Below are 23,487 nucleotides of genomic sequence, written 5' to 3' on the forward strand. Positions count from 1 at the left end.
AATTCGAATTTTTATTGTCAAGCCTGTTAATGGGATATTTAATTAACTCCTTTTTGAGATTTTTTAAAAGTTTATTGTGATTAAAAATTGTAAATTTCCTAGTAAAGGAATAGTTCCATTTCATTGAATTTAAAAAAAACTTGCTAATTCATTATTAATAAAATTATAATACTCATTACGGTCATTCAGACCATACATAATTTAAATAAGGACAAATTTTTTCATGAGCTTAAGAGTTGGCCAAGAAGCACCAGACTTTAGTGCTACAGCAGTATATGATCAAGAGTTTAAGGAGATTACACTTTCAGGTCTAAGAGGTAAATGGGTTGTTCTATTCTTTTACCCACTAGATTTTACATTTGTATGTCCAACTGAAATCACTGCATTTAGTGATAGATACCAAGATTTCTCGGAACTTAATACGGAAATACTTGGGGTATCAGTAGATAGCAAACACTGTCATTTGGCTTGGATACAAACCCCAAGAAATGAAGGTGGTATAGGTGATATTAACTATCCGTTAGTTTCTGACTTAAAAAGAGAAATTTGCCAGGCGTACAATGTTCTCAATGATGATGGAGAGGCTGATAGAGGTTTATTTCTTATCAATCCCGAAGGAGTAGTAATGCATACGACTGTTAACAAGGCTCCTGTAGGTAGAAATGTTGATGAAACGCTAAGGATTCTTCAAGGCTATCAATACGTTGCGGCAAACCCCGATGAAGTATGTCCAGCAAACTGGACCCCCGGGGAGAAAACAATGTTAGAGGACCCCAAAGGTAGTAAGGAATATTTTTCTGCGCTATAGAAGAATTAGAAACATTTAAGTAAGTATTGAGTAGTAAATAATTATAAAAAAATAAAAAACAAATATATTCAAAAAGGGGATAACATCTCCTTTTTGTGGTTTGGGCACAATCCAATCGCTCAAATTAGTTTTATATGATAAGAAGGCCCACGTATAAAAAGAAATTTCTATGGCGACTAGGATAAAAACATTAATTAAATTTAAGTCATTTAAACCAAAATATCTATAAATATGAAACTGATCGTCAACACTAATATTATTAATTTGAAGATGCCAAAGATAGAGAGAAATCAAAATAAAATTTACCAATATTATTTTTTTTAATAGAAACCTAGATTTCTTAAAAATTAATAGGATAGAAATTAAAAATATTAAAAAACTTAACTGTGGAATATCCGGTTTTGGTACATTAATTCCTTCAAGAAATAAATTTAATATAAGATCAAAATTTATATATAAATAATCAGCTATTAAGAAAGAGAGAAATATTAAATTTATTGCTACTAAGAATAACAATCTTTTTCCTTTAATTATTTTTACACTATGGATTTTATTCTTAGTAAAACTATAGTATGTATAATTTTTTAAAGAGTTTATATACACCAAAGATGGACATATTGCACCGCTCAAATAGTAAAGGATTGAATAAAAGGAAATATCATTAATATTGAGTGAATACAAATTAAACCATTGTTTTTGTACAAATGGAAGAATAAGTAAAAATGAAAGTGTAACTAATAAATTCGTTGTATTGTTTTTAATTATCAAGAAAATATTTTTTTTAATTTAAAGCAATTAAATCAAACTTTCAACAATTTAGAAGTTGTTAATTTAAAAACTTTTTTATCTATAGTTTCTTGATTTAAAAGTATATCAACTAATTTATCTAGTAAGACTCTATTTTTTTTCAATATTTTTATTGAATTATTTAACGAAATTTTAGAAATATTTATGATTTCATTATCTATTCTAGAACTGGTATTTTCTGCTATGAGAGGCTTTCTTCTAAATAACCCATCTCCTAAATACATTTCATTATTATTAGAATCCATCGAAATTGGACCAATAATTGAAAATCCATATTTTGTAACCATTTCCCTTACGATATTTGTCGCATAGGAGATATCATTTATTGAGCATTGTGTGATTTCACCTTCACCAAAAACTATCGTTTCTGCTGCTCTTCCAGCTAAAGCAATTTCAATTTTTGAAAATAATAATTTTTTAGAAATCAATCCACTAGAAATTACATCTTCGTCAGGGCATATTTTTGTATAACCTCCTATAGATCCAGATCTAGGTAAAATCGTAATTTTATCAACTGAATCAATTCCATTTCTCACAGCAGAAACAATTGCTCTACCTACTTCGTTATAAGCAATAATTTTTTTCATATTAGGAGAAGTTATTAATGAGCTTCTCAGGCCAATAGTGATTTTATCAAGAGCATTTTCTATATGAAGATCACTGATTAATTTAGATTCGTCTCTTGCACAGTGAATGGCACTCTCGTTCATCAAGTTTGCAAGATCTGCTCCCGAAAATCCAACTGTTCTAGAAGCCCAATATCCTAAGTTAACTTCGCTTGAAAGTGGTTTGGAAAGTGAGTGAACTGAAAGAATTTTTTTTCTTCCATCTAAATCTGGAAGCATTACTTCAATTTTCCTATCAAATCTACCTGGTCTTAATAATGCTGCATCCAAAATATCTGGTCTATTTGTTGCTGCTAAAACAATAATCCCAGAATTATCAGCAAAACCATCTAATTCAGTTAGAAGCTGATTAAGGGTTTGTTCTCTTTCATCATTTCCACCTCCGATCCCAGACCCTCTTTGCCTACCAATGGAATCAATTTCATCAATGAAAATGATACAAGGAGATTTTTCCTTAGCCTTAGAGAACAGATCACGAACTCGGCTTGCTCCAACCCCAACAAAAAGTTCTACAAACTCTGATGCCGATATTGAGAGAAAAGGCACTCCTGATTCACCAGCGATTGCTTTAGCTAATAATGTTTTACCTGTTCCTGGTGGGCCTATTAGAAGAACTCCCTTAGGGACTTTTGCTCCAAGATTTTCTAATTTCTTTGGTTCTTTCAAAAATGTTATTACCTCTTTTAATTCCTCAGCGGCTTCAGGGACGCCAGCTACATCATCGAATCTCGTTTCTACATCATCAATAGTTACAAATTTAGCTTGATTTTTGGTAAAACCAAAAGCTCTGGAAGCCAATTTTGATGTACTCCTCAAGATTAAGACTATAGCTAATATAAAAATCAGGAAAAGACTTATTGAAGCAAATGAATTAGCAGCTGAGGCTTCTTTTCTACTATTGTTAATAGTTAGATCTACCTTATTTTCAGTAGCCTTTTCAAGGATTAATTGATCGTTATAAAGGATAGGTATTTTAAATTTTTCGCCATTTTTATACAGAACATCAATTTCTCTCTGCCTTGGATAGAAAAATATTGATTCTATTTTTCCCGTCTCTATATCTTCTAGAAGATCCGAATAACTCGATTTAGAATCTGAATATGAGAATTTTGATCTAAACACTAATCTTTATAAGTGATTAATAAAGCATATATGCTTATTTAAAAAATTGACGTATATAAACAAAATATACTCAAAAGTTTTGGAGATAACCAGTTAAGGGTTATATTATTATATGGAAATAAAGAAACAGAATGGCTGTACCAAAGAAGAAAAAATCAAAAAGCAAAAGGAACCAAAGGCATGCTGTTTGGAAAGGAAAAGCAGCAATAGCAGCTCAAAAAGCTATATCTTTAGGTAAATCAGTTTTAACTGGCAAAGCTCAAGGATTTGTTTACCCTATTGATGAAGAAGAAGAAGAGTAGCTTTTAAGATCCTAATTTAAATGCTTCAAGTATAACGGCATAAATCGCACCAATTCTTAATTTATCAATTACGGTCCATAGATAAAAAAATTTTGAACTTGCGGCAGGTTTAATTCTTATAATGATTTCAATAAAAAAAATAATTATTGGGACCATTATCAATTCATTTTTACCTTCAGATATAAATTTTGTAATAAAATTTGCGAACAAAAAATAACCTGTCAAAACAGAAATTAGACTAATAGATTTTGTTCTCCAAGTATCACTTAGAAAACCAAAAAATAAATTATTTAGCTGGTAGGTAATTCTTGAAAAATTAGTTTTTTGCATTACTAAAAGACACTAAATAATCACTTAGAAAGTTATAGTCAATATATGATTTTTTTAGTTTAGGTCCTTTAATTACATTTGCCACATTATTCTGATCACCAAGACTGTCTAAAATACAATCTAATTTAATATTTTCCTCAAGAACAATTGGGATATTTGAAGGAACAAAAATTGTTGGCAAGTTAGCTGCTAAGGAAGATTTCAATCCTGGATTAGAATCTTCAAAAACAATTGAGTTTTTTTTGTTTATGCCACTTAATTGAATTGCCTTTAAATATGGTAATGGATTTGGTTTCTTTAATTCAACGTCTTCGCTTGAAATAATAAACTCAAAAGGTTTGAAGCCATTAAAAAGATAATCAACAAGTAGATTGACTTGAATTCTTGAACTTGAAGTAACAATAAATTGTCTTACTTTTTTTCTATGTAATTCATTTATTAATCTAAAAACACCAGTTTTCAAACTAACGCAATTTGTTTTTATAATTTCTAAATAATGAAACTGCTTTGTTTCATGAATTTTGAGTATTAAATCTTCTGAGAAATTATCATTATTAGATTTAGCGTAATAAGCAATCCTATTTTTACCCCCATTTATCTTCAGAAGTTTTATATATGTATTAGCATCCCAATTCCAATCAATACCAAGGTCATTAAATGCATTATTAAAAGCAGGTAAATGGGCCTCTAATTCAGTATTTGCGATGGTACCATCTAAATCCCAATAAACACCCTCCAGATAAGCCACCAAAAAGAATTTCTTTTATTTACGGTAAAATACAAGAGCAATTATTGCTGGTCCTGCCAACGCAACTACAGCTAAAGGAATAAGTGTTGCCATGATTAATTAATATGTTTTGTGATACTATTTTTACAAATAAATTACGAAACTGTACTGATACGTTACAAGATTGAATTAAATTATGAAATCATGGACATGTATAGAAAATTGTGGAGCTTGTTGTAAATTCGACTTGAACGAAAGAAGCGATTTGGCTAACAAACTTAATAAAGAAGATATAGCTTTGATAAATTCGATGACAGCTAAAGACGGTTGGTGTAAAAACCTGGACAGAGAAAATAAAAAATGCTTAATTTATGACACCAGACCACATTTTTGCCGTGTAAGTGAATTTTCAACTTCATTTAAAGGATATTTGAAATCTGGTGATAAATTTTTAATAGATTGCTGTAAACAACATATTTCATCAAATTATGGATACCAAAGTAAAGAGATGAAAACTTTTAGAATTGCTGTTTCAGGAAAATGAATAGTAAATTAGAAAAAAAAGAAAAAAATCTAGAAAAAAGTTTTTTTTCAATATTTATAACTACTTTTACAACAATTTTTATTGCTGAACTTGGCGATAAAACTCAGATAGCCACATTAATGCTTTCTGCCGAATCGGGCAGGCCAATAATTGTTTTTCTTGGAAGTTCTATAGCATTAATAAGCTCTAGCATAGTTGGAGTTCTTATTGGTAAATGGGTATCAAAAAAAATATCTCCTCGCAAATTTGCTTTATCTACTGGTACTTTAATGATATTTATAAGTATATTTTTAGCTTATGAAACATTCAAAAATTATTTATAAATGGTTTTAAGTTTATTACTATCAACATTTCTTACCGTTTTCATAGCTGAATTGGGTGACAAAACTCAATTAGCTACTTTAACTATAAGTGGTACTTCAAATAAACCATTAGCAGTTTTTCTAGGATCTTCTTCAGCACTTGTTTTTGCAAGTTTACTAGGAGCTTTAACAGGTGGTTCTATTTCAAGTGTTTTACCCGAAGTAGTTCTTAAGTCAATAGCGTCCATAACATTTTTCATCATTGGTTTAAAGCTTTTTATCAACTCTTTCAACATCGAAAAAGAAGAAAAAGAAGAGAAAGAAAATAATTAGTTTTAAGCTTTGATAATAAGGTGTCATAATGAAGGGTATAACCATAAATTAATTTATAATTTCATTTAGATCATGTTCACATCATCTTCAATAATTGATAATCTTAATCAGTCAGAAGGGTTAGAATATAAAAAATTATGCAGATTATTAAAAATAACAAAGAAATCTGATAAGGATAAATTAGATATTGCTTTAACAGCGCTAGAAAAACTTGAAATAATTAATAAAAATGAAAATGATGAATATACCTGCATAAAGGATAATGATCATCTTGTCGCAAAAATAAGGTGTAGTAGCAAAGGCTATTGCTTTGCTGTAAGAGGAAAAGACAAAGAAGATATCTACATTAAAGAAAATCTACTTAACTATGCATGGAATGGAGATAAAGTTTTAGTAAGGATAATAAAAGAGGGATATAGAAGAAGATCACCTGAAGGAATAGTTGATTGTATTCTTGAAAGATCAAATCAAATACTTCTTTCTAAAGTAGAAATAATAAACAATGATGTATATGCAATCCCAATAGACGATAGGATCCTTTCTAAAATTAAACTTCCAAAAGGGAATAAAAAATACACTTTCAATCCTGACAATAAGAATATAGTAAAAGTTGAGATTGATAGATTCCCCATAGGTCAAGAAGAAGGACTAGGTCATGTGATACAAGAACTAAAACTAAACAATAATGAAGACTACGATACAGACTTTGTTTTATCTAAAAGCAATATCGTTAAATCATACGATTTAAATAATATTGAATCAAAAAAAATAGAACAAAGGGAGAGGATAGACCTTACAGATAAAAACTCTTATTTATTCAAAAGTTGGAATTCTAATAATTCTCCAATACTCCCAATGATTCAAATAGAGCAGGGAAAAAATAAAAATACTAAATTATGGATACATACAAATAATCTTGCAGAAAGAATAGATCTAAATAGTAAAAAATCTCTAGAAATATTATTCAAAGGCTTTGAATCATTTCCCTTATTAAATGATTGGCAAAACTACCTTGGTGAAGCCATAAGAAATGAATCTGAATTTAAATTTGGCGAAAAGAACGAAGCAATAAGCCTCTGTGTCAATTTAAATAGTGATAATGAAATAATTGATTGGTCATTTCATCTTACTTTAGTAAAATGCACTCTTATTGTTGGAAGTGATCATACTGACGCGCTTCTATCTAGAAAAAGCAAATCAAGAATAACCTCTCGAGTATTAAAACCTATAAAGGAATATGTCAACGATTTAGATAAAATACTAGAAATTTCATGTTCATTCAGAGAAAACCATCTTTTGAAAGGTAAGGTGGAAATTCCTGCACCACTGAATAAGATTGATGCACTAGAAGAATTTTTTATTCACAATCCAGCTGAGTATTCAAGAGGATATTTTGAATCACTAAATAAAGAAGATTGCCAAACTTACCTTTCACCAATACTATATGAAGCTAATTTAATATGGTTCAAACATTCAAATCAATATGGCTTAAAAAGTGCAGGATACATCTCAAATGGAATAGATTACGTTAATGCTAATGAAATTATCAAATATTCAGAATTTATTGAAAATGATGTAGAGCTTAATGAAGATGGCAATTTGACATTTAGTCAAGTAATTAAATTATGTGACGACGATAATAAAAAAAGAATCTTACATAAACTATTAATTAATGAATTTAAGGACAATGAAATAAGTTTGACATCTAAAGATCCTGATAATGATGAATCAGAAAAATTATTTATTTCTCCATGGACAATTCCTGGATTTGACTTCACAAATATTATAAATCAGTACTGTATTTTTAATATGATAATAAATGGTAAGAAATCAAAGAAAAATAATACAAATGAAATTAATATATCTGATAGTAATTCATTAGAATTAGTAAATTGGGATATATTTAATTCATCAATTTCAAAAAATCTAGAAATATTATTTAACAAGTTTGTAATAGATAAACTTAATGAATTCAAGTACAAAGTTAACCAATATAAATCTAATATGATAAATATAAAAAAAGTAAGAAAAGCAGAAAAATTACTAGGTAATATTTATAGTGGTTTTATTTTATCAGTGCAAACATATGGGTTCTTTGTTGAAATATCAGAACTAAATGTAGAGGGTTTAGTACACGTAAGCACTCTTAATAATGATTGGTATGAATACAGATCTAGGCAAAATCTATTGATTGGAAGAAAATCTAAAAAATCATATAAAGTTGGAGATCCAATAGAAGTAAAAATAATAAAAGTCGATATTCTTAAATATCAAATTGATTTAGAATTAACATAAATAAATTTTCACAAAATATATTATGGAAATACTAACCAAAAAAATTTAAGATAACTTTTTATAATTATGTTTAAGAAAAAATATTTACTTTTAACTCTTTTTTTAATAATTATTTTTCAGATTTTATTATATACAAATAATAATCAAAAGACTTCATTTAGATACTTTAAATGGACCCTCCAAGAAGTAAGTATAGGTAAGTTAATCAGTATTTCGTTTTTTTCTGGTTTATTTGTAAGCACTTTATTGAATTCAACAATTACTAGTAATAGTTTCAGAAAAAAAACTTTCGAAAATGTGGAAGATGATTTTGTATCTAATAATAATGAGGGAGAAATGGAACCAAATGTTGAGATGCCGCCACAAAGGGATATTAGAGAAACTCAACCAACAATTTCTGTTAATTATAGAGTAGTCAAAAATATGAATGAAAATAATTTAAAAAAAGATCAAAGTTATTCAAATCAAGATATCAAAGATGACTGGGATAATGATGATAATGATTGGTAGAAAAATAAATTAATTAAAAAATGTTTTTTTTAATTTATAATGGAATAAATAGTTTTTTTTATGGAAGAAAATTTAGACAAAAATAACAAAGTAAATGAAGAAATATCTGACAACACTACTAAACCAAACTCTGAGGAAATAAAAGGATCTAAACCAGAAAAAGTTATAAATATGGATATAAATAATGGTAATTCTGCTAATAAAGTTGTTATAAAAAATGAAATTAATACTCCCGAAAAACCTATAACAAAACCTAAAAAAGAACTTCCAGTAGAGAAAAAGCCTTTCCAAGAATTTATTAACATACACCTAATTCCTTCACTTACTGAAGAAATTAATCAAAGAGGATTAGAAATAAACAATATTAACCTCACTAACACAAATAGACCTATTGCTGGAGATAAATGTTGGGTAATAAATTGTGAAATTAAAGATACATGTAACTTTTGGCTATCCTTTGAGAAGGATGACATTAGTTCATTAAAAAGTATTTCTTTATCAAAACCTAATCAAAAACCAAGTATTATTGAATCTTTTCTTATTGACGAAAAAAGAATTACCCTAAAATTAATTATTTCAAGAGTACTTCAAAGATTGAATGGGCAAAAGTTAATAGGAGTTAATTAAAAAAACAATAACACCAAGTTAACTTTTCCCTCGAAAATACAAATCATAGTAAATAATAGTATTAATAAGACGAATAAAAAATGGCTCAATCAACTGTTGATTCAAAAAATAAAAAAGACATTAATAATGGAAAGATACCAGCAAAAGAAACAATTTTGTCCCCAAGATTCTATACAACAGACTTTGAGGCCATGGAAAATATGGATTTATCAATAAACGAGGAGGAACTGGAAGCTATATGTGAGGAATTTAGGAAAGACTACAATAGACATCATTTTGTAAGAAATAGTGAATTTGAAGGCGCTGCAGAAAAATTAGATCCTGAGACAAGAGAGCTTTTTGTTGATTTTCTAGAGGGAAGTTGTACTTCAGAATTTTCAGGTTTTTTACTTTATAAGGAACTTAGTAAGAGAATTAAAGTCAAAAACCCTTTACTTGCTGAATGTTTTGCTCATATGGCTAGAGATGAAGCAAGACATGCAGGTTTTTTAAATAAATCAATGAGTGACTTTGGACTTCAGTTAGATTTAGGTTTCTTAACAGCCAATAAAGATTACACTTATTTCCCTCCAAGAAGTATTTTTTACGCTACTTATTTATCAGAAAAAATAGGTTATTGGAGATACATAGCAATCTATAGGCATCTCGAAAAGAACCCTGATAGCAAAATTTTTCCGCTATTTAATTACTTTGAAAATTGGTGTCAAGATGAAAATAGACATGGGGATTTCTTTGACGCATTAATGAAAGCACAGCCACGTACTGTTAAATCTTTAAGCAAAAAAATTACCATTGGCGGCTCTACTTTTACACACCCATTATTTGACTACTTTCATAGGTTTAGATATTTTTTGAATAATCTTCCATTAACATCCAAGTTATGGTCTAGGTTCTTTCTATTAGCTGTATTTGCAACTATGTATGCAAGGGATTTGGGAATTAAAAAAGATTTCTACAGTTCTTTAGGTTTAGATGCCAGAGATTACGACCAATTTGTTATTAATAAAACTAATGAAACTGCAGCTAGAGTTTTCCCTGTTGTAATGGACGTTTATGATAAATCTTTTTATGGAAGATTAGATAAAATAGTAGAAAATAATAAGGTTCTTTCCGATATTGCAAACAGTGATGGAAATAAAGTATCAAAAATTTTTAAAAAATTACCTAAATATTTATCAAACGGTTACCAGTTATTAAGACTATACTTATTGAAACCTCTTGATAGCAAAGATTTCCAACCCGCGATTAGATAATCTTTAATACAGAGAAGATTTATAGACTCATATGCTTTCATCACAAATTCAATCAAATGAAATCGTTTTTGGTAGTTGCAATAAAGATTTATTAGAAGAAATTATTTTCTACGGCATTGGACTTGGTGCTGATTTTGTAGAAATATTTATAGAGAATACCGACAATTCAAGCGTCTTAGCTGAGGAAGATTTTATTACAAGTGTAAGTCCATCATTTGGGAGGGGTGCTGGCATCAGAATCTTCAAGGGGAAAAAGGATGGATTTGTAAGTACAAATGATTTAACAAAGCATGGCTTGATGAGATCAGTATCTCAGGCTATTGAGATGTTAGACATAACAGACAACACAAGAGAAGTATTTAACGGTTTAAATAAACATAGGGACTATAGTTTATCCAAGAAAAAATGGATTAATGAAGTCCCATCCATTCATGAGATAAGTGAAAAACTACTAGTCAGCACGAAGTCTTTAAAAAAAAATAATAAAATAATAACTAGAAAAGGAAGTTACTCAAGAAATCTGCAAGAAGTAATTATAGCCTCCAGTGACGGAACTTATGTCTCAGATATTAGATTGCATCAAACAGTTGGACTCAACGTAATTGCAAGTGATGCCCAATATAGATCTAGTGGAAGTAGAAGATTTGGATCGTCAGGAATGCCTAATGAATTCAGATTATGGGATTACGAAAAAGCAGCTAATGATGTGTTTGAAAGTTCAATGAACATGTTATATGCAGATTATGTTGATGCAGGACAAATGCCTGTTGTATTAGCTAATAAATTTGGTGGCGTTATATTTCATGAAGCCTGCGGTCATTTACTTGAAACCACTCAAATAGAGAGAGGAACAACACCATTTGATAATAAATTGAATGAAAAAATTGCACATGAATCTGTAACAGCAATTGATGAAGGGATATCAGAAGGATCCTTTGGTTCATTATCAGTAGATGATGAAGGTATGGAACCCGAAAAATCAGTTCTTATAAAAGATGGAATTTTAAAAAAATTCATATCCGACAGGGCAGGTGAATTAAGAACTGGCCATAAAAGAACAGGAAGTGGAAGAAGACAAAATTATTCTTTTGCTGCAGCTTCTAGAATGAGAAATACATATATAGCTAAAGGTGAGCACTCGAAAGAGGATTTAATCAATAGTATTAGTGAAGGTCTTTACTGCAAATCTATGGGTGGTGGCAGTGTAGGTGCTACAGGACAATTTAATTTTGCGGTAGAAGAAGGATATCTTATTAAAAATGGAAAATTAACTAGTCCAGTAAAGGGAGCAACATTGATCGGTGAGGCTAAAGAAGTTATGCCAAAAATATCAATGTGCGGAAATGATCTCGAATTGGCTCCTGGATTCTGTGGATCCATTAGTGGAAGTGTCAACGTAACTGTTGGCCAACCTCATATTAAGGTTGATTCAATCACTGTTGGCGGAAGATAGGACATGAATTCAAGAGAAATTACAACTCAAATTTCCAAAGCAGCAAATTTCCTAAATCTTAAAAAATGGGATTATGGAGCAAGCTTTTCTAATGATTATTCTGTGCAAGTAGATAAAGGAGAGGCTAAACAACTTAAGGCATCACAAAAGCAAATTTTAACTTTAAGAGTCTGGAACGAGTCTAATTTAGTTGGTATTACAACAACTAGTGATATCAGTGAATCTGGGATTAAAAAGGCTCTAAATCAAGCAAATATAGCATCTGATTTTGGCAACAAGAATGAAAGAACAGAATTCTCACCACTAGCCAAGGATCCTATTGAAGTTAAGGATGCAAAAAAAAGAAATCCTGTTGGAATTAAAAAGTTACTTACGATTTTAAGAAAAGCGGAAGTAAAGTTATTAGAAAGCCATGAATCTATAAAATCTGTTCCATATAATGGTCTATCTGAAAGTTTTTTTGAGAGAGTTTATGCAAATAGCGATGGTGCCTTTCGGAGTTATACCAAAAGTCAAGCTGCACTTTATTTATATGCAAGAGCAGAAGAGAAAAATAAGAAGCCTCGTAGCTCAGGTTCTGTAAAACTGGGATATGGAGTTGAAGATATAGATATAGAGTCGTGTATTAGAGACGCCTCCAATAAAACAATTTCTCATTTAAATTATTCATCTATTAAAACTGATAAATATTTAATATGTTTTTCCCCAGAGTCCTTTTTAACGATCATTAATGCCTTTAGTTCAATGTTTAATGCTAGAAGCATTTTAGATGGAGTTAGCTTATCTAATAAAAATTCTATTGGAGAGAAGCTATCTACAGAAGCTCTTAATATTTATGATGATGGTCTTCATGAAAAGAATATTTCTTCATCACCATTTGATGGAGAGGGAACTCCTACCAAAAGACTATGTTTAATTAATAAAGGGAGAATTGAAAATTTTATACATTCTGAATCAACTGCAAGAATATTTAAAACAATCCCTACAGGCCACGCTGGACTAGGATCAAAAGTCTCAGTTTCTCCTGATTGGATAGTAGTTGAGAAATCAGAAAAAAACTCTGATCTAAAAATATCATTAGACCACTCTACTTATGAGGGAGAATTTGTCTATATTGAAGAATTAAATGCAATCCATGCAGGTGTCAGAGCAAGTCAAGGTTCATTTTCTCTTCCATTTGATGGATGGCTCTATAAGAACGGTAAAAAAATCTCAATAGAATCTGCTACTGTAGCAGGGGATATCAAATATCTTTTGAAAAATATAGTAAATATCGAATCAAGCCAAGAGGTAACAACAAGTGGTATTTCTCCACATATATGGGTAGATCAATTATCAATAACTGGTGACGCGTGAGAATTATATTCTGGGGAACACCTGAATATTCAATTGCGAGCCTTGATATTTTTATTAAATCTAATCACGAGGTAATTGCAGTGGTTAGCCAGCCGGATAAGAAAAGATCTAGAGGAAATAAATTAATATCCTCTCCTGTTAAAAGCTTTGCCGAGCAAGAATCTTTAAAAATTTATACTCCAGCAAAAATCAGGGACAATATACAATTTATAAATGAACTTAAATCACTATCTTGTGATTTATTTATTGTTATAGCTTACGGGAAAATTTTACCCAAAGAGATATTGGAAATCCCAAAATTTGGTTGTTGGAACGCACATGCTTCATTACTTCCGAGATGGCGTGGTGCTGCTCCAATCCAATGGTCCCTAATAGAAGGCGATGAATTTACTGGTGTAGGAATTATGAAAATGAACGAGGGACTAGATACTGGGGACTTATTATTGGAAGAAAAAATTAAAATCGATAATGACGATAATTTAAATACACTAAAGGAAAAACTTAGTATTTTATCGGCAAAATTATTTTTAAATGCTGCATCTTTACTAGAAGAAAATATTAATAAAAATACTAATTATAAATTAACAAAACAAAATACCCTTGGAAGAGAAATTACTTACGCAAGAATGATTGAAAAATCAGACTATAAAGTGGTTTGGATTAATGAGGCATATAAAATTTCTCAAAAAATAAAAGCATTATACCCACGAGCATATACAACTTTTAGAGGTAAGAACCTAAAAATAATTAAAATCAAAGTTTTAAGTAATGATGATATTAAAAAAGAAAAATACCTTTTCACGAGCAATTATTCAAAACCAGGTATTATTCTCGCTGTCATAGAAAATGAAGGAATAATAATTTCAACTAAAACTAATCCGATTGTTTTATTAGAAGCAAAACTTGAAGGCAAAAACATATCTAGCAAAAATCAATTGATACAACAGTTGAAGCCAACAGTAGGTGAATATCTCTCAGATTAAGTTTTAGGTTCTTTTTTAGAAAATCCCCAAATAAAAGCAAAGAGAATCAAAATATAAAAATAATAGTCTGGAAGTATAGACTCCTTTATTAACGTATTTAGCAAAAGCTTAATCCCAACAATTAAAATTGCTACATAACCGGCTGTTTCTAATCTAGAAAATATATCCAGAAGTTTTAGAAAAATTCCCGAAGTAAATCTTAATGCTAATACCCCAATTACTGCTCCAAATATAATTAATATATATTGATCGCTGATAGCCACTGCAGTAGTAATACTATCTATAGAAAATGCAAAATCAGTAATTGAAAGAAGTGCTACAACCCTTAAGAATCTAAAATTATTTTTAAAATTATCATTGCCATTTTCATGATTTTCTATATCTGATTTAAAAAAAACATTAGATAAGAATAAGTATATTAAATAAAAACCAGCAAAAATCCTAATAAGAATAAACTTGAGAAGAACATTAGATAATATGATGAGAATAATTCTAAATAATAAAGATATTGTTATACCAATATTTAAGGCTCTTGACCTTAATTCCGAACTGTTGAGTGATTTAGTAAGAGAAGCTAGTGCGACAGCATTATCAGCCGATAATAATAATTCTAGCGCAATTAATATTGGCAAAAGTGTAAAGATTTCATACCAACTATCCACCTGATCTAGTGTGGGTATAAAAGAATTTATTGCGGCTGAATCCATCAAATATTATTCACAAACATTATAAAATCTAATATAATATGTCGGTTATTCGTAATCAAGATTGATAATTATAAATGAGTTTAAATACTTTAATTAATTATATTTCAAACTCACAAATTACTTATGAATTAATTAAAAGAGTTTCAAAAAATAGAGAATTAAATATTATTGGTTCAAGTAGATATGCAAAATCAATAATCTTAGATAGCATATCAAAAAAAGAAAATAAAAATATATTATTAATTTGTCCAAATATAGAAATTGCCTATAAATGGATTGGTTATTTTGAAAGCATAAATGATAAAGAAGTTTTATATTATCCACCCACAGAGCATCTTCCATACTCATCAATTAATAAATCTAAGGAGATTGAATTTACTCAGCTCACTGTTTTAGCCAAATTAATAAAAAAAGAGAGAAAAGAACTTAATATTGTCATATCAACAGAGAGATCACTTCAACCACATCTAATAAATAAAAATTTATTAATTGAAAACAAGTTAGATTTGCAAAAAGGAATTCGAATTGAAATTCAAGAATTAGCAAATAAACTTACTTTACTAGGCTATAAAAAGGAAGATGTCACCTCTACAGAAGGGTTCTGGAGTAGGAGAGGAGAAATAGTAGATATTTATCCTGTAAATAATGAGTTACCTATAAGATTAGAATTTTTTGATAATGTTATTGAGAAAATAAGAGAATATGATCCAAATACACAAAAAACCCTTGAGAGTATCAACAATATTGAAATAATACAGGCTGGATTAGATTTACTAATAAAAGATAAGTTAAATAATTTATCTAAGAACAGAATTTTTAATTCAGAAGATACAAATAAAAATAATCTTGATCGTTATTTGGGAATAATAGAAAAAGAGCCCTCAAATATAATAGATTTTATAAATAAGGAAACAATTCTCGTAATTGATGAATCAGAAGATTGTGAAAAATTCGCAAATAATTGGTATCTAGATTCAGAAAGTAATTTTGATAATTGTGCCTTTGAATTAAATGAAAACCTTAAAAATAACGGTATTAATCGGAAGGCTAAACCAAATTTGCATTTAAAGTTTGACAAAATATTAAATTCACTGAAAAATTTTAATTTAATAAAATTTCATGAATTTGAAACTAAAAATAATATTAATAATAGGTTTTTATTAAACGATAAAAGAATTAATTCATACTCTAAGAATATAGGGAAATTATCTATTGATATAAACAAAAATATAAATAACAAAGAAAAAGTTTGGATATTATCAGCCCAGCCATTACGAACTAGAACTTTACTTTTTGAACATGAATGTAATACAAACTTTTTAAATAATCCTTATGATATTGATGAAGCATCGAAGTCAATTAATAATTCGACTCCATTAATTGTAAAAAATAAGAATAATTATGAAATAGAGGGTTTTTATCTACCGATATGGAAAATTGTTCTCATAACAGATAAAGAATTATTTTCACAACAATCACTCTTTAATAATGTATTCATAAGAAGAAAAAAAAGAAGTATTAATTCAAATATAAATGTTAATAAGATTAGTCCAGGTGATTACATAGTTCATAAAAATCATGGAATAGGAAAATTTTTAAAAATAGAAAAAATAAATATAACTGGAGATTCAAGAGATTATTTAGTCATTCAGTATCAAGATGGGAAAATAAGTGTTGCCGCTGATCAACTTGGGAGTATCAACAGATATAGAGCAAGCGGAAAAATAAAGCCAAAAATTAACAAATTAGGAGGGACGGAATGGGAAAGGATAAAAGATAAAAATAAGAAACAAATCAAAAAAGTTGCTTTCGATATTTTAAAACTTTATGCAAAAAGAGAGAAACTTAAGGGTCATATATATCCAGCAGATGGTCCTTGGCAAGATGAATTGGAGGAATCATTCCCCTATCAACCAACACCAGATCAAATTACTGCTGTAAAAGAAATAAAATCTGATATGGAAAGTGATAAGCCAATGGATAGGTTAGTTTGTGGAGATGTAGGATTTGGCAAAACAGAGGTGGCTGTAAGGGCTATTTTTAAGGCTATTACATCAGGCAAGCAGGTAATTTTACTAGCACCTACAACAATCCTAGCTCAGCAACATTGGAGAACAATACATAATAGATTTTCACCTTACCCAATAAAAGTTTCATTACTTAATAGATTCAAAACTGTTAATGAGAGAAAGGAAATCTATGAAGGATTAAAAAATCAAAAAATTGATTTAGTAGTAGCAACGCACCAAATATTAGGAAAAGAAATTGAAATAGATAATTTAGGACTACTTGTTATTGATGAAGAACAAAGATTTGGAGTAAGGCATAAGGAGAAAATTAAAAAAATAAAAACCAACTTAGACGTTTTAACTCTATCGGCAACTCCAATCCCAAGAACTCTTTATATGAGCTTATCTGGACTGAGACAAATGAGTTTACTAAATACTCCTCCTCCATCAAGAAGATCAATTAAAACATATTTATCTGAAATAGATATGGATGTAATAAGAACTGCGATTAACCAAGAACTTGATAGGGGTGGTCAAATATTTTATGTTCTTCCAAGAATTTCTGATATTGATCAAGCTGTAAATAAATTAAAAAATATGTTTCCAATCTTAAAAATTATTGTTGCTCATGGACAAATGAACGAGACAGATCTTGAAAATGCAATGATCGCTTTTAACAATGGAGAAGTTGATCTTATGGTATGTACAACAATAATTGAGAGTGGATTAGACATTCCTAATGTTAATACGATAATTATTGAAGATTCTCACAAATTTGGACTTTCTCAGCTTTACCAACTTAGAGGAAGAGTGGGTAGAAGCGGAATACAAGCACATGCATGGTTATTCTATCCAAATATTAATAAAATCAATGATGCTGCAAAACAAAGATTGAAAGCGATAAAAGATTTCTCGGAACTAGGAAGTGGATACCAACTCGCAATGAAAGATATGGAAATAAGAGGAGTTGGAAGCTTACTAGGAGAAGAACAAAGTGGAAAGGTTAATGCTATTGGATATGATTTATACATAGAAATGCTCCATGAGGCTATTTCAGAAATAAGTGGGCAAGAAATACCAGAAGTTACCGATACACAAATTGATCTTCCAATAAATGCATTTATACCTGCAACATGGATAGTAAACAGGGAAGAAAAACTTGAGGCTTATAAATCTGCTACTGAATGCTCAAATAATAATGAATTAACTGAATTAGCTACAGACTGGGTAAATAGATATGGTTCCTTACCCAAACCTGTTGAGTCATTGATTATGTTAATGAAACTAAAATTACTCGCTAAAAAATGTGGTTTTAATAAGATCAAACTTAAAAAGCCAAACATCTTAATAGAGACTAAATTAAAAAACTCTACTTTTAAAATTCTAAAAAACTCATTGTCAACTAGTGTTCAAAATAAATTTAATTTTGATGAAAGGGAACAGTTTTCGATAATAACTATAAGGGGTATAGGAGTTACTGAAATTCAGAATCAAATTGATCAATTAATGTTCTGGTTTGAGTCTTTTGTTCAAGAAATAAAAAATTTTGACAAAGATCTCAATATCAAAAAAAATTAAATTATTAAAAAATTATTTAAAATTCGCGAAAGAGTCCAATTTCGGTTAGGTTTGTAAAAATTTAATTAACTTATGGGTGAATATATAGATGTTGGAATACAAAATTCAATTATACCCTTGTCAATTATATTGTCTTCAGTATTAGTTGGTGTATTCGCTTTATTTGGAGAAGAAACAGAAAATGATGATGATGACTCTGATTCAGGAAGTGGTGGATTAATGCAACCAATTTGAAATCATTTGTAATCAATTATTCTGGTCTTTTTGTTGGTAATCCTAAAAATTCTGTATAAAGAACCTATTAATAAAATTAATATAACAAAATAAGAAATAAAAATAAAAATCACCAACAATACTTCAGATAAATTTGCAAGAAGATTATTTAACAAAATAAAAGATTTTTTTAATGTAGAGGGTAAATTTTGTATAAGGAAATTCTTTTTAGGTATTAAATAATTTATATAAATTAAAAAAAGACTCGTAATTAACATAAAAGCAGATTCAATAAAAAGTCTTTTTTTTGTTTTTCTTCTTAAACTTAATTTTTTTTTGAAAATATATTTATCAGATTTCATATTTAATTTTGGGATGTTTAGATCTGCCATAAACTAAAATTAAATGAACAAATAATGATAATTCATATAAGAAATTAACCTATACTATCGTGTTTATATTTAAGATGCTATTAGGTATTTATTTTTGATTTATTAATTCATTTTTTTCTTTATCTTCTGCAGGATTATAAAAATAAATTAAAGTTGAAGAGAATAGAAATAAAGAACAAATTGCAATAAATGGAGGCATAAAGAATCTAAAAAATTTCACTTTATTTAATCTAAATTTTATTTTTTTTGAAAAATTATTAGAAACGCAACCATTTCTTATATTGATTTTTGATGATTCATTTAACTGATCAAAACAATTTATTGTATCTGACAACAATGAATTACCAATCTTTAAAGTTAATGGTTTTACATTTGGTTTAGAACTCTTGAGAACAATATTATGAATATGGAGATTATCAGCTTTTATATCAATTAATTTAGACTCATATTTTGGGATTTCGTTTTTGATTAAAAGATTTGAATAAATATAAAAGGCATTCATTATAGGCCTTAAATGCTCAATTTTCCCTTCGATGAGTGGTTTATCAATTATATTTAGTTTCCATTGAGAAATTATTGATATTTGGTCTTTATTTTCATTATTTGAATAATCTGGCAATCCGATAATTTCGAGACTTACAGAAGATTGATGAAATGATAATTTATTTTGCATATTATTAATAATCGAATAAAAAAAACTTCAACTTTTGATAACCCTGATTTGAGATACAAAGGGATAAGGTAAACAAAGATTTAATAATAATTTCATCATTTTCTGCTTGATTTATAAGCTTTTTAACCCTCATACTTTCTATGTTAAACCTTTCATTAATAAGCTCAATAAATCTCTTATTAAAATCATTCCAAATAACTGAATTCTTTTTTAGATCTTCTTTAGATTTAAGAATCTCTCTGATATAAGGATAAAGATATCTAGACATTTCAGCGGTGATTTTAATTAAGGCATCAAATTCATCAAGTTTAATATTGTTTTTAACATAAGATTTTCTCAATGGATTATTATTCCTTATTTTCCAAATTGAAACTTTATTAGGAAAAAATTCATTTAGATTAAGTCTATTTGAAAAGGCGTAAAGTGATTGAATACCATTTAAATCAATAGTTTCTAGAATCAATAATAATAAATCAAGCTTTTCTATCGATTGTCTTGATATCTGATTTCCTTTATTTAAAACAGTAATAGTTCTTGTTGAAAATATGAAATGATTATAACAGAATTATTATTCGATATTTTGAAATAAAAATGAATATAACTTATCAAGTTCTTCAATAGTTAGTATTCCATAACTCCATAATAAGATTGGCAATGGGGTGTTATTTTTCGAAGATAACTTAATACCAAGTTCAATTGATGACTCATCTAAACCTATTTCATTTATTAAAAAAATTATCATCTCTTTAGATACATAATTATTCATGAATATTATTTAATTCTTGAGTAAATGAGTGATTTAGTCATTTGATTAAGAACTAATTTTCTTATTAATAGAAATTTATTTAAAAGTAAAAATGAAAATTTTCTTATTGGAAATAAAAAAATGTTCCTATTTGCAAAAATTGAAATCAAAGAATCAGTTATAAAAATAGTAATTACGATATCTAAAATCCTGCTTGTAAAATACTTAAATTTAAATAAGATCAAATGCATCTTGGTAGTAGCAAAATTTTTATTAAAAAGATCAAAAATAGTATTAACATCTCTCCAACAAGTATTAAGACCCTGACCACCCACAGGATGAAAAGTATGAAATGCATCCCCTACAAAAACTAATTTTTTAAAATTTAAAACTGGTAAATTTAAGGTTAACGAAACAGGGAAAATATTAAATTCTCCAATAATTTGATCTAACTTAAATTCATCAGGCAAGATGGTTGATAAATTATCCATTAGAAAATTCTTATCAGAATTTAACCTTTCAACAGCCTTTAATGTACTAGAGGTCCAAATTACTTGATATAAGTTTTTTCCTAAGGGTAATAATGCAAGTGGACCTTCTTTTCGGAAAATTTCATAAGCACGCTTTTCACAATTACCTCTTAGAGAAACTTTAAAAGTTAAACAAGATTGATTATAAGATTTTTTTATATCTACAAAATCAACCAATTTTTTATCAAGTGAATTTGCCCCTGTTGAAAGGAATTGATAATCAAATAATATTTTTTTACGTAACAATATCTGTGGCGTCATAAAAAAAATATTTTCATAATTATCAATCTCTTGAAAAAATACTTTCATAAGATCTGAATGTTTAACTACCCAGCCAATATTTTCAGCAGAACTTATATCATCATCTAAATCAGAAATTGATAAGTTGGTTTTAGCAGAAGTTATGCTATCTGAAATTGAAAGGGTATCAAAGCCAAATAAGAATGGTTTTAATTTTTCCCAAAGTCTGAATTTTGATAAGATTTTTCTTGTTGAGTGAGTAATTGCATAAGTTCTATCTTTATCAATTAATCTATCTTTTGTTAATAAATCAGTTAAAAAAATATTGCAATCAAATTTTGAAAGTGCAATTGAAAGTAATAAACCCGTTGGACCCGAACCAACAATTTTAAAATTTAATTTTTTTTTCATCACATAATATAAATATCAACTATCTATTCAAATAAATATAGCAAATTTCCTCAAATGCTGGTCTTAATAAATAGGGATACTCACCTACCCATAAATTAATTTCTGGAAGCCAAGCATCGGTCAAATATAAATCTCTGTCAAAATTGCGGTTATTAGATGTTAATAAACATCTGATACTCGAACCCACTCTAATTAGACTATGCTTATTTTCCATAGGAAAACTTAACTTTTCTAAATAACCATCTTCATCTTCTAATTCAAGTACTAACCAAGTCCTTTTGTTTTCGATAACTTCTAATCTACCTTGCCTATTAGATTGTTCTCTTGAACTTTCAATCTTTTCTGTTTTATATATATCTGATACATAACCATCAAATATAGAAAAAAATTTATATTTTCTTAATTGCAAATTTTTTCTACTTGATTCAAGAATAGGTCCCCAGATTATATACAAAAAGAAAGCTACACAAAGCAATAACCAGAAATTATTTGTTTGATCTCCAGTCGAACTAATGATTAATGAGATAAATCCACCAATTGAAGAAACTATTACTCTTTGAAGAATTTTTCTTGGATTACCCAAAGCATATTTAAATTGACTTCCGGTACCTACCGCAGGAATAAGTTTTGAAACTTGATTTGAATTAATTGGAATGAGCATTTTAGAAAATCAATTTTTCAAGTCCGTAAATTAAAGTTTCATAACTACCTATTTTTTTAATAGCCTGTAGAACACCTGGCATATATGCCTTTCTATCAATAGTGTCATGCTTAATTGTATAAGTTTCACCTGGAGATCCCATAATTACTAATTGATGTGCTAATAACCCTGGTAATCGTACAGAATGTATATTAATTCCTGAATCTCTGAGACCTCCCCGCACACCTTTCAATGACTCAGACTCTTTTACTAAATTCTGATTAAATTTTTTTGGGTACTCTTCAATCATTTCTGCAGTTTTTATACAAGTACCACTAGGGGAATCAGCTTTTTGATTATGATGCATCTCTATTAATTCAATATTGTCATAAAATCTTGCAGCTACAGATGCTGCCTGCTGAAGAAGAACCATCCCTACTGAAAAATTAGGAATTATTGCACAACCAACAGATGCCTTCTGAGCAAAAACAGACAAGTCTTTTATTTGCGAAGAAGAAAGTCCTGTGGTTCCGACCACTGGTGAAATACCGTAGGCGATAGCTGATCTGGTATTTTCATATACAGAATTAGGATGAGTAAAATCAACAAGAACAGGTTTTATATTTTTATTTCTATAATTTTGGCTAACAGAACATAAAGTTCCTTCAAAATCGTTAGAAACAAAAATATCACAATTTTTTACCTTTAATAATTCAGAAATATTTGAACCATTGTTCTTTTCATTTATGTCAATTGCTGCAACAAGTTCACAATCTGTGGAATTTAATACTGTATTCACAACTTCGCTACCCATTCTGCCTAAAGCTCCGGATACTAGTACTGGTATAGGTTTTTGAGAATTTTCAGTCATTTTTGTTAAAAAATTTTTTTTAAAGGTTGTTACACGCTATTTATATTGCACACAATAACGTCTTTTCACTCGTAGGCTGGTAGAAATACTTAAAGAAAAT

General features: G+C 28.7%; 25 protein-coding genes. 14 read left to right on the forward strand and 11 right to left on the reverse strand.

Annotation, left to right across the window (positions count from 1 at the left end; translation table 11 throughout):
• Nucleotides 1–223: 223 nt before the first annotated feature.
• Nucleotides 224–808 (forward strand): peroxiredoxin, encoded by a 585-nt coding sequence (locus HA151_RS05025; RefSeq protein ID WP_209106399.1) that lies wholly within the window; start codon nt 224–226, stop codon nt 806–808.
• 800 nt (nt 809–1,608) lie between these two features.
• Here the strand turns inward: HA151_RS05025 and ftsH are convergent.
• Nucleotides 1,609–3,363 carry an ATP-dependent zinc metalloprotease FtsH gene (ftsH, locus tag HA151_RS05030; RefSeq protein ID WP_209106400.1) on the reverse strand — a complete coding sequence of 585 codons (1,755 nt, stop codon included), beginning with the start codon at nt 3,361–3,363 and terminating at the stop codon, nt 1,609–1,611.
• Between the two features lie 131 nt (nt 3,364–3,494).
• On the opposite strand from ftsH, the gene rpmF reads away from it, so the two are divergent.
• Complete coding sequence (rpmF, locus tag HA151_RS05035; protein WP_209106401.1) at nt 3,495–3,665, forward strand: 50S ribosomal protein L32; 171 nt, start codon at nt 3,495–3,497, stop codon at nt 3,663–3,665.
• A gap of 3 nt (nt 3,666–3,668) precedes the next feature.
• Here rpmF and HA151_RS05040 read toward each other — a convergent pair whose 3' ends face one another.
• The 3 genes from HA151_RS05040 to psb30 are packed head-to-tail and all read right to left on the reverse strand — an operon-like array spanning nt 3,669 to nt 4,836.
• On the reverse strand, nt 3,669–3,995 hold the full coding sequence (locus HA151_RS05040) for a DUF565 domain-containing protein (RefSeq protein ID WP_209106402.1): 327 nt from the start codon (nt 3,993–3,995) through the stop codon (nt 3,669–3,671).
• On the reverse strand, nt 3,982–4,743 hold the full coding sequence (locus HA151_RS05045) for an HAD-IA family hydrolase (RefSeq protein ID WP_209106403.1): 762 nt from the start codon (nt 4,741–4,743) through the stop codon (nt 3,982–3,984). Before HA151_RS05045 ends, HA151_RS05040 begins: the two co-directional genes overlap by 14 nt.
• Before the next feature lie 15 nt (nt 4,744–4,758).
• Nucleotides 4,759–4,836, reverse strand: a complete 78-nt coding sequence (psb30, locus tag HA151_RS09390) for a photosystem II reaction center protein Ycf12/Psb30 (RefSeq protein ID WP_144010216.1) — start codon at nt 4,834–4,836, stop codon at nt 4,759–4,761.
• Between the two features lie 82 nt (nt 4,837–4,918).
• Between psb30 and HA151_RS05055 the strand changes: the two genes are divergently transcribed.
• From HA151_RS05055 to fmt, 10 genes are all read left to right on the forward strand, one after another.
• Nucleotides 4,919–5,266, forward strand: coding sequence for a YkgJ family cysteine cluster protein (locus HA151_RS05055; protein ID WP_209106404.1), 348 nt, complete (start codon nt 4,919–4,921; stop codon nt 5,264–5,266).
• Entirely contained in the window at nt 5,263–5,589 is a 327-nt protein-coding gene (locus tag HA151_RS05060; protein WP_209106405.1) for a TMEM165/GDT1 family protein, read from the forward strand. The genes HA151_RS05055 and HA151_RS05060 overlap by 4 nt, the downstream gene beginning before the upstream one ends.
• Nucleotides 5,590–5,901 (forward strand): TMEM165/GDT1 family protein, encoded by a 312-nt coding sequence (locus HA151_RS05065; protein ID WP_209106406.1) that lies wholly within the window; start codon nt 5,590–5,592, stop codon nt 5,899–5,901.
• A gap of 72 nt (nt 5,902–5,973) precedes the next feature.
• The gene (locus tag HA151_RS05070; RefSeq protein ID WP_209106407.1) at nt 5,974–8,196 is read left to right on the forward strand and encodes an RNB domain-containing ribonuclease; all 2,223 of its coding nucleotides are present in this window, start codon (nt 5,974–5,976) and stop codon (nt 8,194–8,196) included.
• Between the two features lie 66 nt (nt 8,197–8,262).
• Complete coding sequence (locus tag HA151_RS09395; protein ID WP_209106408.1) at nt 8,263–8,706, forward strand: hypothetical protein; 444 nt, start codon at nt 8,263–8,265, stop codon at nt 8,704–8,706.
• A gap of 60 nt (nt 8,707–8,766) precedes the next feature.
• Complete coding sequence (locus tag HA151_RS05080; protein WP_209106409.1) at nt 8,767–9,333, forward strand: DUF2996 domain-containing protein; 567 nt, start codon at nt 8,767–8,769, stop codon at nt 9,331–9,333.
• An 80-nt stretch (nt 9,334–9,413) separates the two neighbouring features.
• Complete coding sequence (acsF, locus tag HA151_RS05085; RefSeq protein ID WP_209106410.1) at nt 9,414–10,586, forward strand: magnesium-protoporphyrin IX monomethyl ester (oxidative) cyclase; 1,173 nt, start codon at nt 9,414–9,416, stop codon at nt 10,584–10,586.
• A gap of 31 nt (nt 10,587–10,617) precedes the next feature.
• Nucleotides 10,618–12,039 carry a TldD/PmbA family protein gene (locus tag HA151_RS05090; protein ID WP_209106411.1) on the forward strand — a complete coding sequence of 474 codons (1,422 nt, stop codon included), beginning with the start codon at nt 10,618–10,620 and terminating at the stop codon, nt 12,037–12,039.
• Nucleotides 12,040–12,042: 3 nt separating this feature from the next.
• Nucleotides 12,043–13,395 carry a TldD/PmbA family protein gene (locus HA151_RS05095; protein ID WP_209106412.1) on the forward strand — a complete coding sequence of 451 codons (1,353 nt, stop codon included), beginning with the start codon at nt 12,043–12,045 and terminating at the stop codon, nt 13,393–13,395.
• Entirely contained in the window at nt 13,392–14,378 is a 987-nt protein-coding gene (gene fmt, locus HA151_RS05100) for a methionyl-tRNA formyltransferase (protein WP_209106413.1), read from the forward strand. Before HA151_RS05095 ends, fmt begins: the two co-directional genes overlap by 4 nt.
• Here fmt and HA151_RS05105 read toward each other — a convergent pair.
• Complete coding sequence (locus HA151_RS05105; protein ID WP_209106414.1) at nt 14,375–15,085, reverse strand: TerC family protein; 711 nt, start codon at nt 15,083–15,085, stop codon at nt 14,375–14,377. The genes fmt and HA151_RS05105 overlap by 4 nt on opposite strands.
• A 74-nt stretch (nt 15,086–15,159) precedes the next feature.
• On the opposite strand from HA151_RS05105, the gene mfd reads away from it, so the two are divergent.
• Nucleotides 15,160–18,672: a transcription-repair coupling factor gene (mfd, locus tag HA151_RS05110; RefSeq protein WP_209106415.1), complete on the forward strand. Its 3,513-nt coding sequence runs from the start codon at nt 15,160–15,162 to the stop codon at nt 18,670–18,672.
• 72 nt (nt 18,673–18,744) lie between these two features.
• A complete protein-coding gene (locus HA151_RS05115; protein ID WP_209106416.1) occupies nt 18,745–18,906 on the forward strand; it encodes a hypothetical protein in 162 nt (53 codons plus the stop codon).
• A gap of 459 nt (nt 18,907–19,365) precedes the next feature.
• Here HA151_RS05115 and HA151_RS05120 read toward each other — a convergent pair whose 3' ends face one another.
• Genes HA151_RS05120 through dapB form a run of 6 tightly spaced genes read right to left on the reverse strand, consistent with a single transcriptional unit; the run spans nt 19,366 to nt 23,387 of the window.
• Nucleotides 19,366–19,950, reverse strand: coding sequence for a DUF4335 domain-containing protein (locus HA151_RS05120; protein WP_209106417.1), 585 nt, complete (start codon nt 19,948–19,950; stop codon nt 19,366–19,368).
• Nucleotides 19,951–19,954: 4 nt separating this feature from the next.
• Nucleotides 19,955–20,497: a DUF3038 domain-containing protein gene (locus HA151_RS05125; protein ID WP_348535621.1), complete on the reverse strand. Its 543-nt coding sequence runs from the start codon at nt 20,495–20,497 to the stop codon at nt 19,955–19,957.
• Nucleotides 20,498–20,518: 21 nt separating this feature from the next.
• On the reverse strand, nt 20,519–20,716 hold the full coding sequence (locus HA151_RS05130) for a DUF2949 domain-containing protein (RefSeq protein ID WP_209106418.1): 198 nt from the start codon (nt 20,714–20,716) through the stop codon (nt 20,519–20,521).
• 5 nt (nt 20,717–20,721) lie between these two features.
• The gene (locus HA151_RS05135) at nt 20,722–21,876 is read right to left on the reverse strand and encodes an FAD-dependent monooxygenase (protein WP_209106419.1); all 1,155 of its coding nucleotides are present in this window, start codon (nt 21,874–21,876) and stop codon (nt 20,722–20,724) included.
• Nucleotides 21,877–21,895: 19 nt separating this feature from the next.
• Nucleotides 21,896–22,537 carry a hypothetical protein gene (locus HA151_RS05140; RefSeq protein ID WP_209106420.1) on the reverse strand — a complete coding sequence of 214 codons (642 nt, stop codon included), beginning with the start codon at nt 22,535–22,537 and terminating at the stop codon, nt 21,896–21,898.
• A 1-nt stretch (nt 22,538) separates the two neighbouring features.
• A complete protein-coding gene (gene dapB / locus HA151_RS05145; RefSeq protein ID WP_209106421.1) occupies nt 22,539–23,387 on the reverse strand; it encodes a 4-hydroxy-tetrahydrodipicolinate reductase in 849 nt (282 codons plus the stop codon).
• Nucleotides 23,388–23,487: the final 100 nt, after the last annotated feature.

Origin of the sequence: Prochlorococcus marinus XMU1419 (genome assembly GCF_017695955.1) — a bacterium.
Classification (GTDB): domain Bacteria; phylum Cyanobacteriota; class Cyanobacteriia; order PCC-6307; family Cyanobiaceae; genus Prochlorococcus_A; species Prochlorococcus_A marinus_AD.

Coding starts and splice junctions, on each gene's coding strand:
- HA151_RS05025 (WP_209106399.1), top strand. CDS start 224: ATGAGCTTAAGAGTTGGCCAAGAAGCACCAGACTTTAGTGCTACAGCA.
- rpmF (WP_209106401.1), top strand. CDS start 3,495: ATGGCTGTACCAAAGAAGAAAAAATCAAAAAGCAAAAGGAACCAAAGG.
- HA151_RS05040 (WP_209106402.1), bottom strand. CDS start 3,995: ATGCAAAAAACTAATTTTTCAAGAATTACCTACCAGCTAAATAATTTA.
- psb30 (WP_144010216.1), bottom strand. CDS start 4,836: ATGGCAACACTTATTCCTTTAGCTGTAGTTGCGTTGGCAGGACCAGCA.
- HA151_RS05055 (WP_209106404.1), top strand. CDS start 4,919: ATGAAATCATGGACATGTATAGAAAATTGTGGAGCTTGTTGTAAATTC.
- HA151_RS05060 (WP_209106405.1), top strand. CDS start 5,263: ATGAATAGTAAATTAGAAAAAAAAGAAAAAAATCTAGAAAAAAGTTTT.
- HA151_RS05065 (WP_209106406.1), top strand. CDS start 5,590: ATGGTTTTAAGTTTATTACTATCAACATTTCTTACCGTTTTCATAGCT.
- HA151_RS05070 (WP_209106407.1), top strand. CDS start 5,974: ATGTTCACATCATCTTCAATAATTGATAATCTTAATCAGTCAGAAGGG.
- HA151_RS09395 (WP_209106408.1), top strand. CDS start 8,263: ATGTTTAAGAAAAAATATTTACTTTTAACTCTTTTTTTAATAATTATT.
- HA151_RS05080 (WP_209106409.1), top strand. CDS start 8,767: ATGGAAGAAAATTTAGACAAAAATAACAAAGTAAATGAAGAAATATCT.
- acsF (WP_209106410.1), top strand. CDS start 9,414: ATGGCTCAATCAACTGTTGATTCAAAAAATAAAAAAGACATTAATAAT.
- HA151_RS05090 (WP_209106411.1), top strand. CDS start 10,618: ATGCTTTCATCACAAATTCAATCAAATGAAATCGTTTTTGGTAGTTGC.
- HA151_RS05095 (WP_209106412.1), top strand. CDS start 12,043: ATGAATTCAAGAGAAATTACAACTCAAATTTCCAAAGCAGCAAATTTC.
- HA151_RS05105 (WP_209106414.1), bottom strand. CDS start 15,085: ATGGATTCAGCCGCAATAAATTCTTTTATACCCACACTAGATCAGGTG.
- mfd (WP_209106415.1), top strand. CDS start 15,160: ATGAGTTTAAATACTTTAATTAATTATATTTCAAACTCACAAATTACT.
- HA151_RS05115 (WP_209106416.1), top strand. CDS start 18,745: ATGGGTGAATATATAGATGTTGGAATACAAAATTCAATTATACCCTTG.
- HA151_RS05120 (WP_209106417.1), bottom strand. CDS start 19,950: ATGCAAAATAAATTATCATTTCATCAATCTTCTGTAAGTCTCGAAATT.
- HA151_RS05130 (WP_209106418.1), bottom strand. CDS start 20,716: ATGAATAATTATGTATCTAAAGAGATGATAATTTTTTTAATAAATGAA.
- HA151_RS05135 (WP_209106419.1), bottom strand. CDS start 21,876: ATGAAAAAAAAATTAAATTTTAAAATTGTTGGTTCGGGTCCAACGGGT.
- HA151_RS05140 (WP_209106420.1), bottom strand. CDS start 22,537: ATGCTCATTCCAATTAATTCAAATCAAGTTTCAAAACTTATTCCTGCG.
- dapB (WP_209106421.1), bottom strand. CDS start 23,387: ATGACTGAAAATTCTCAAAAACCTATACCAGTACTAGTATCCGGAGCT.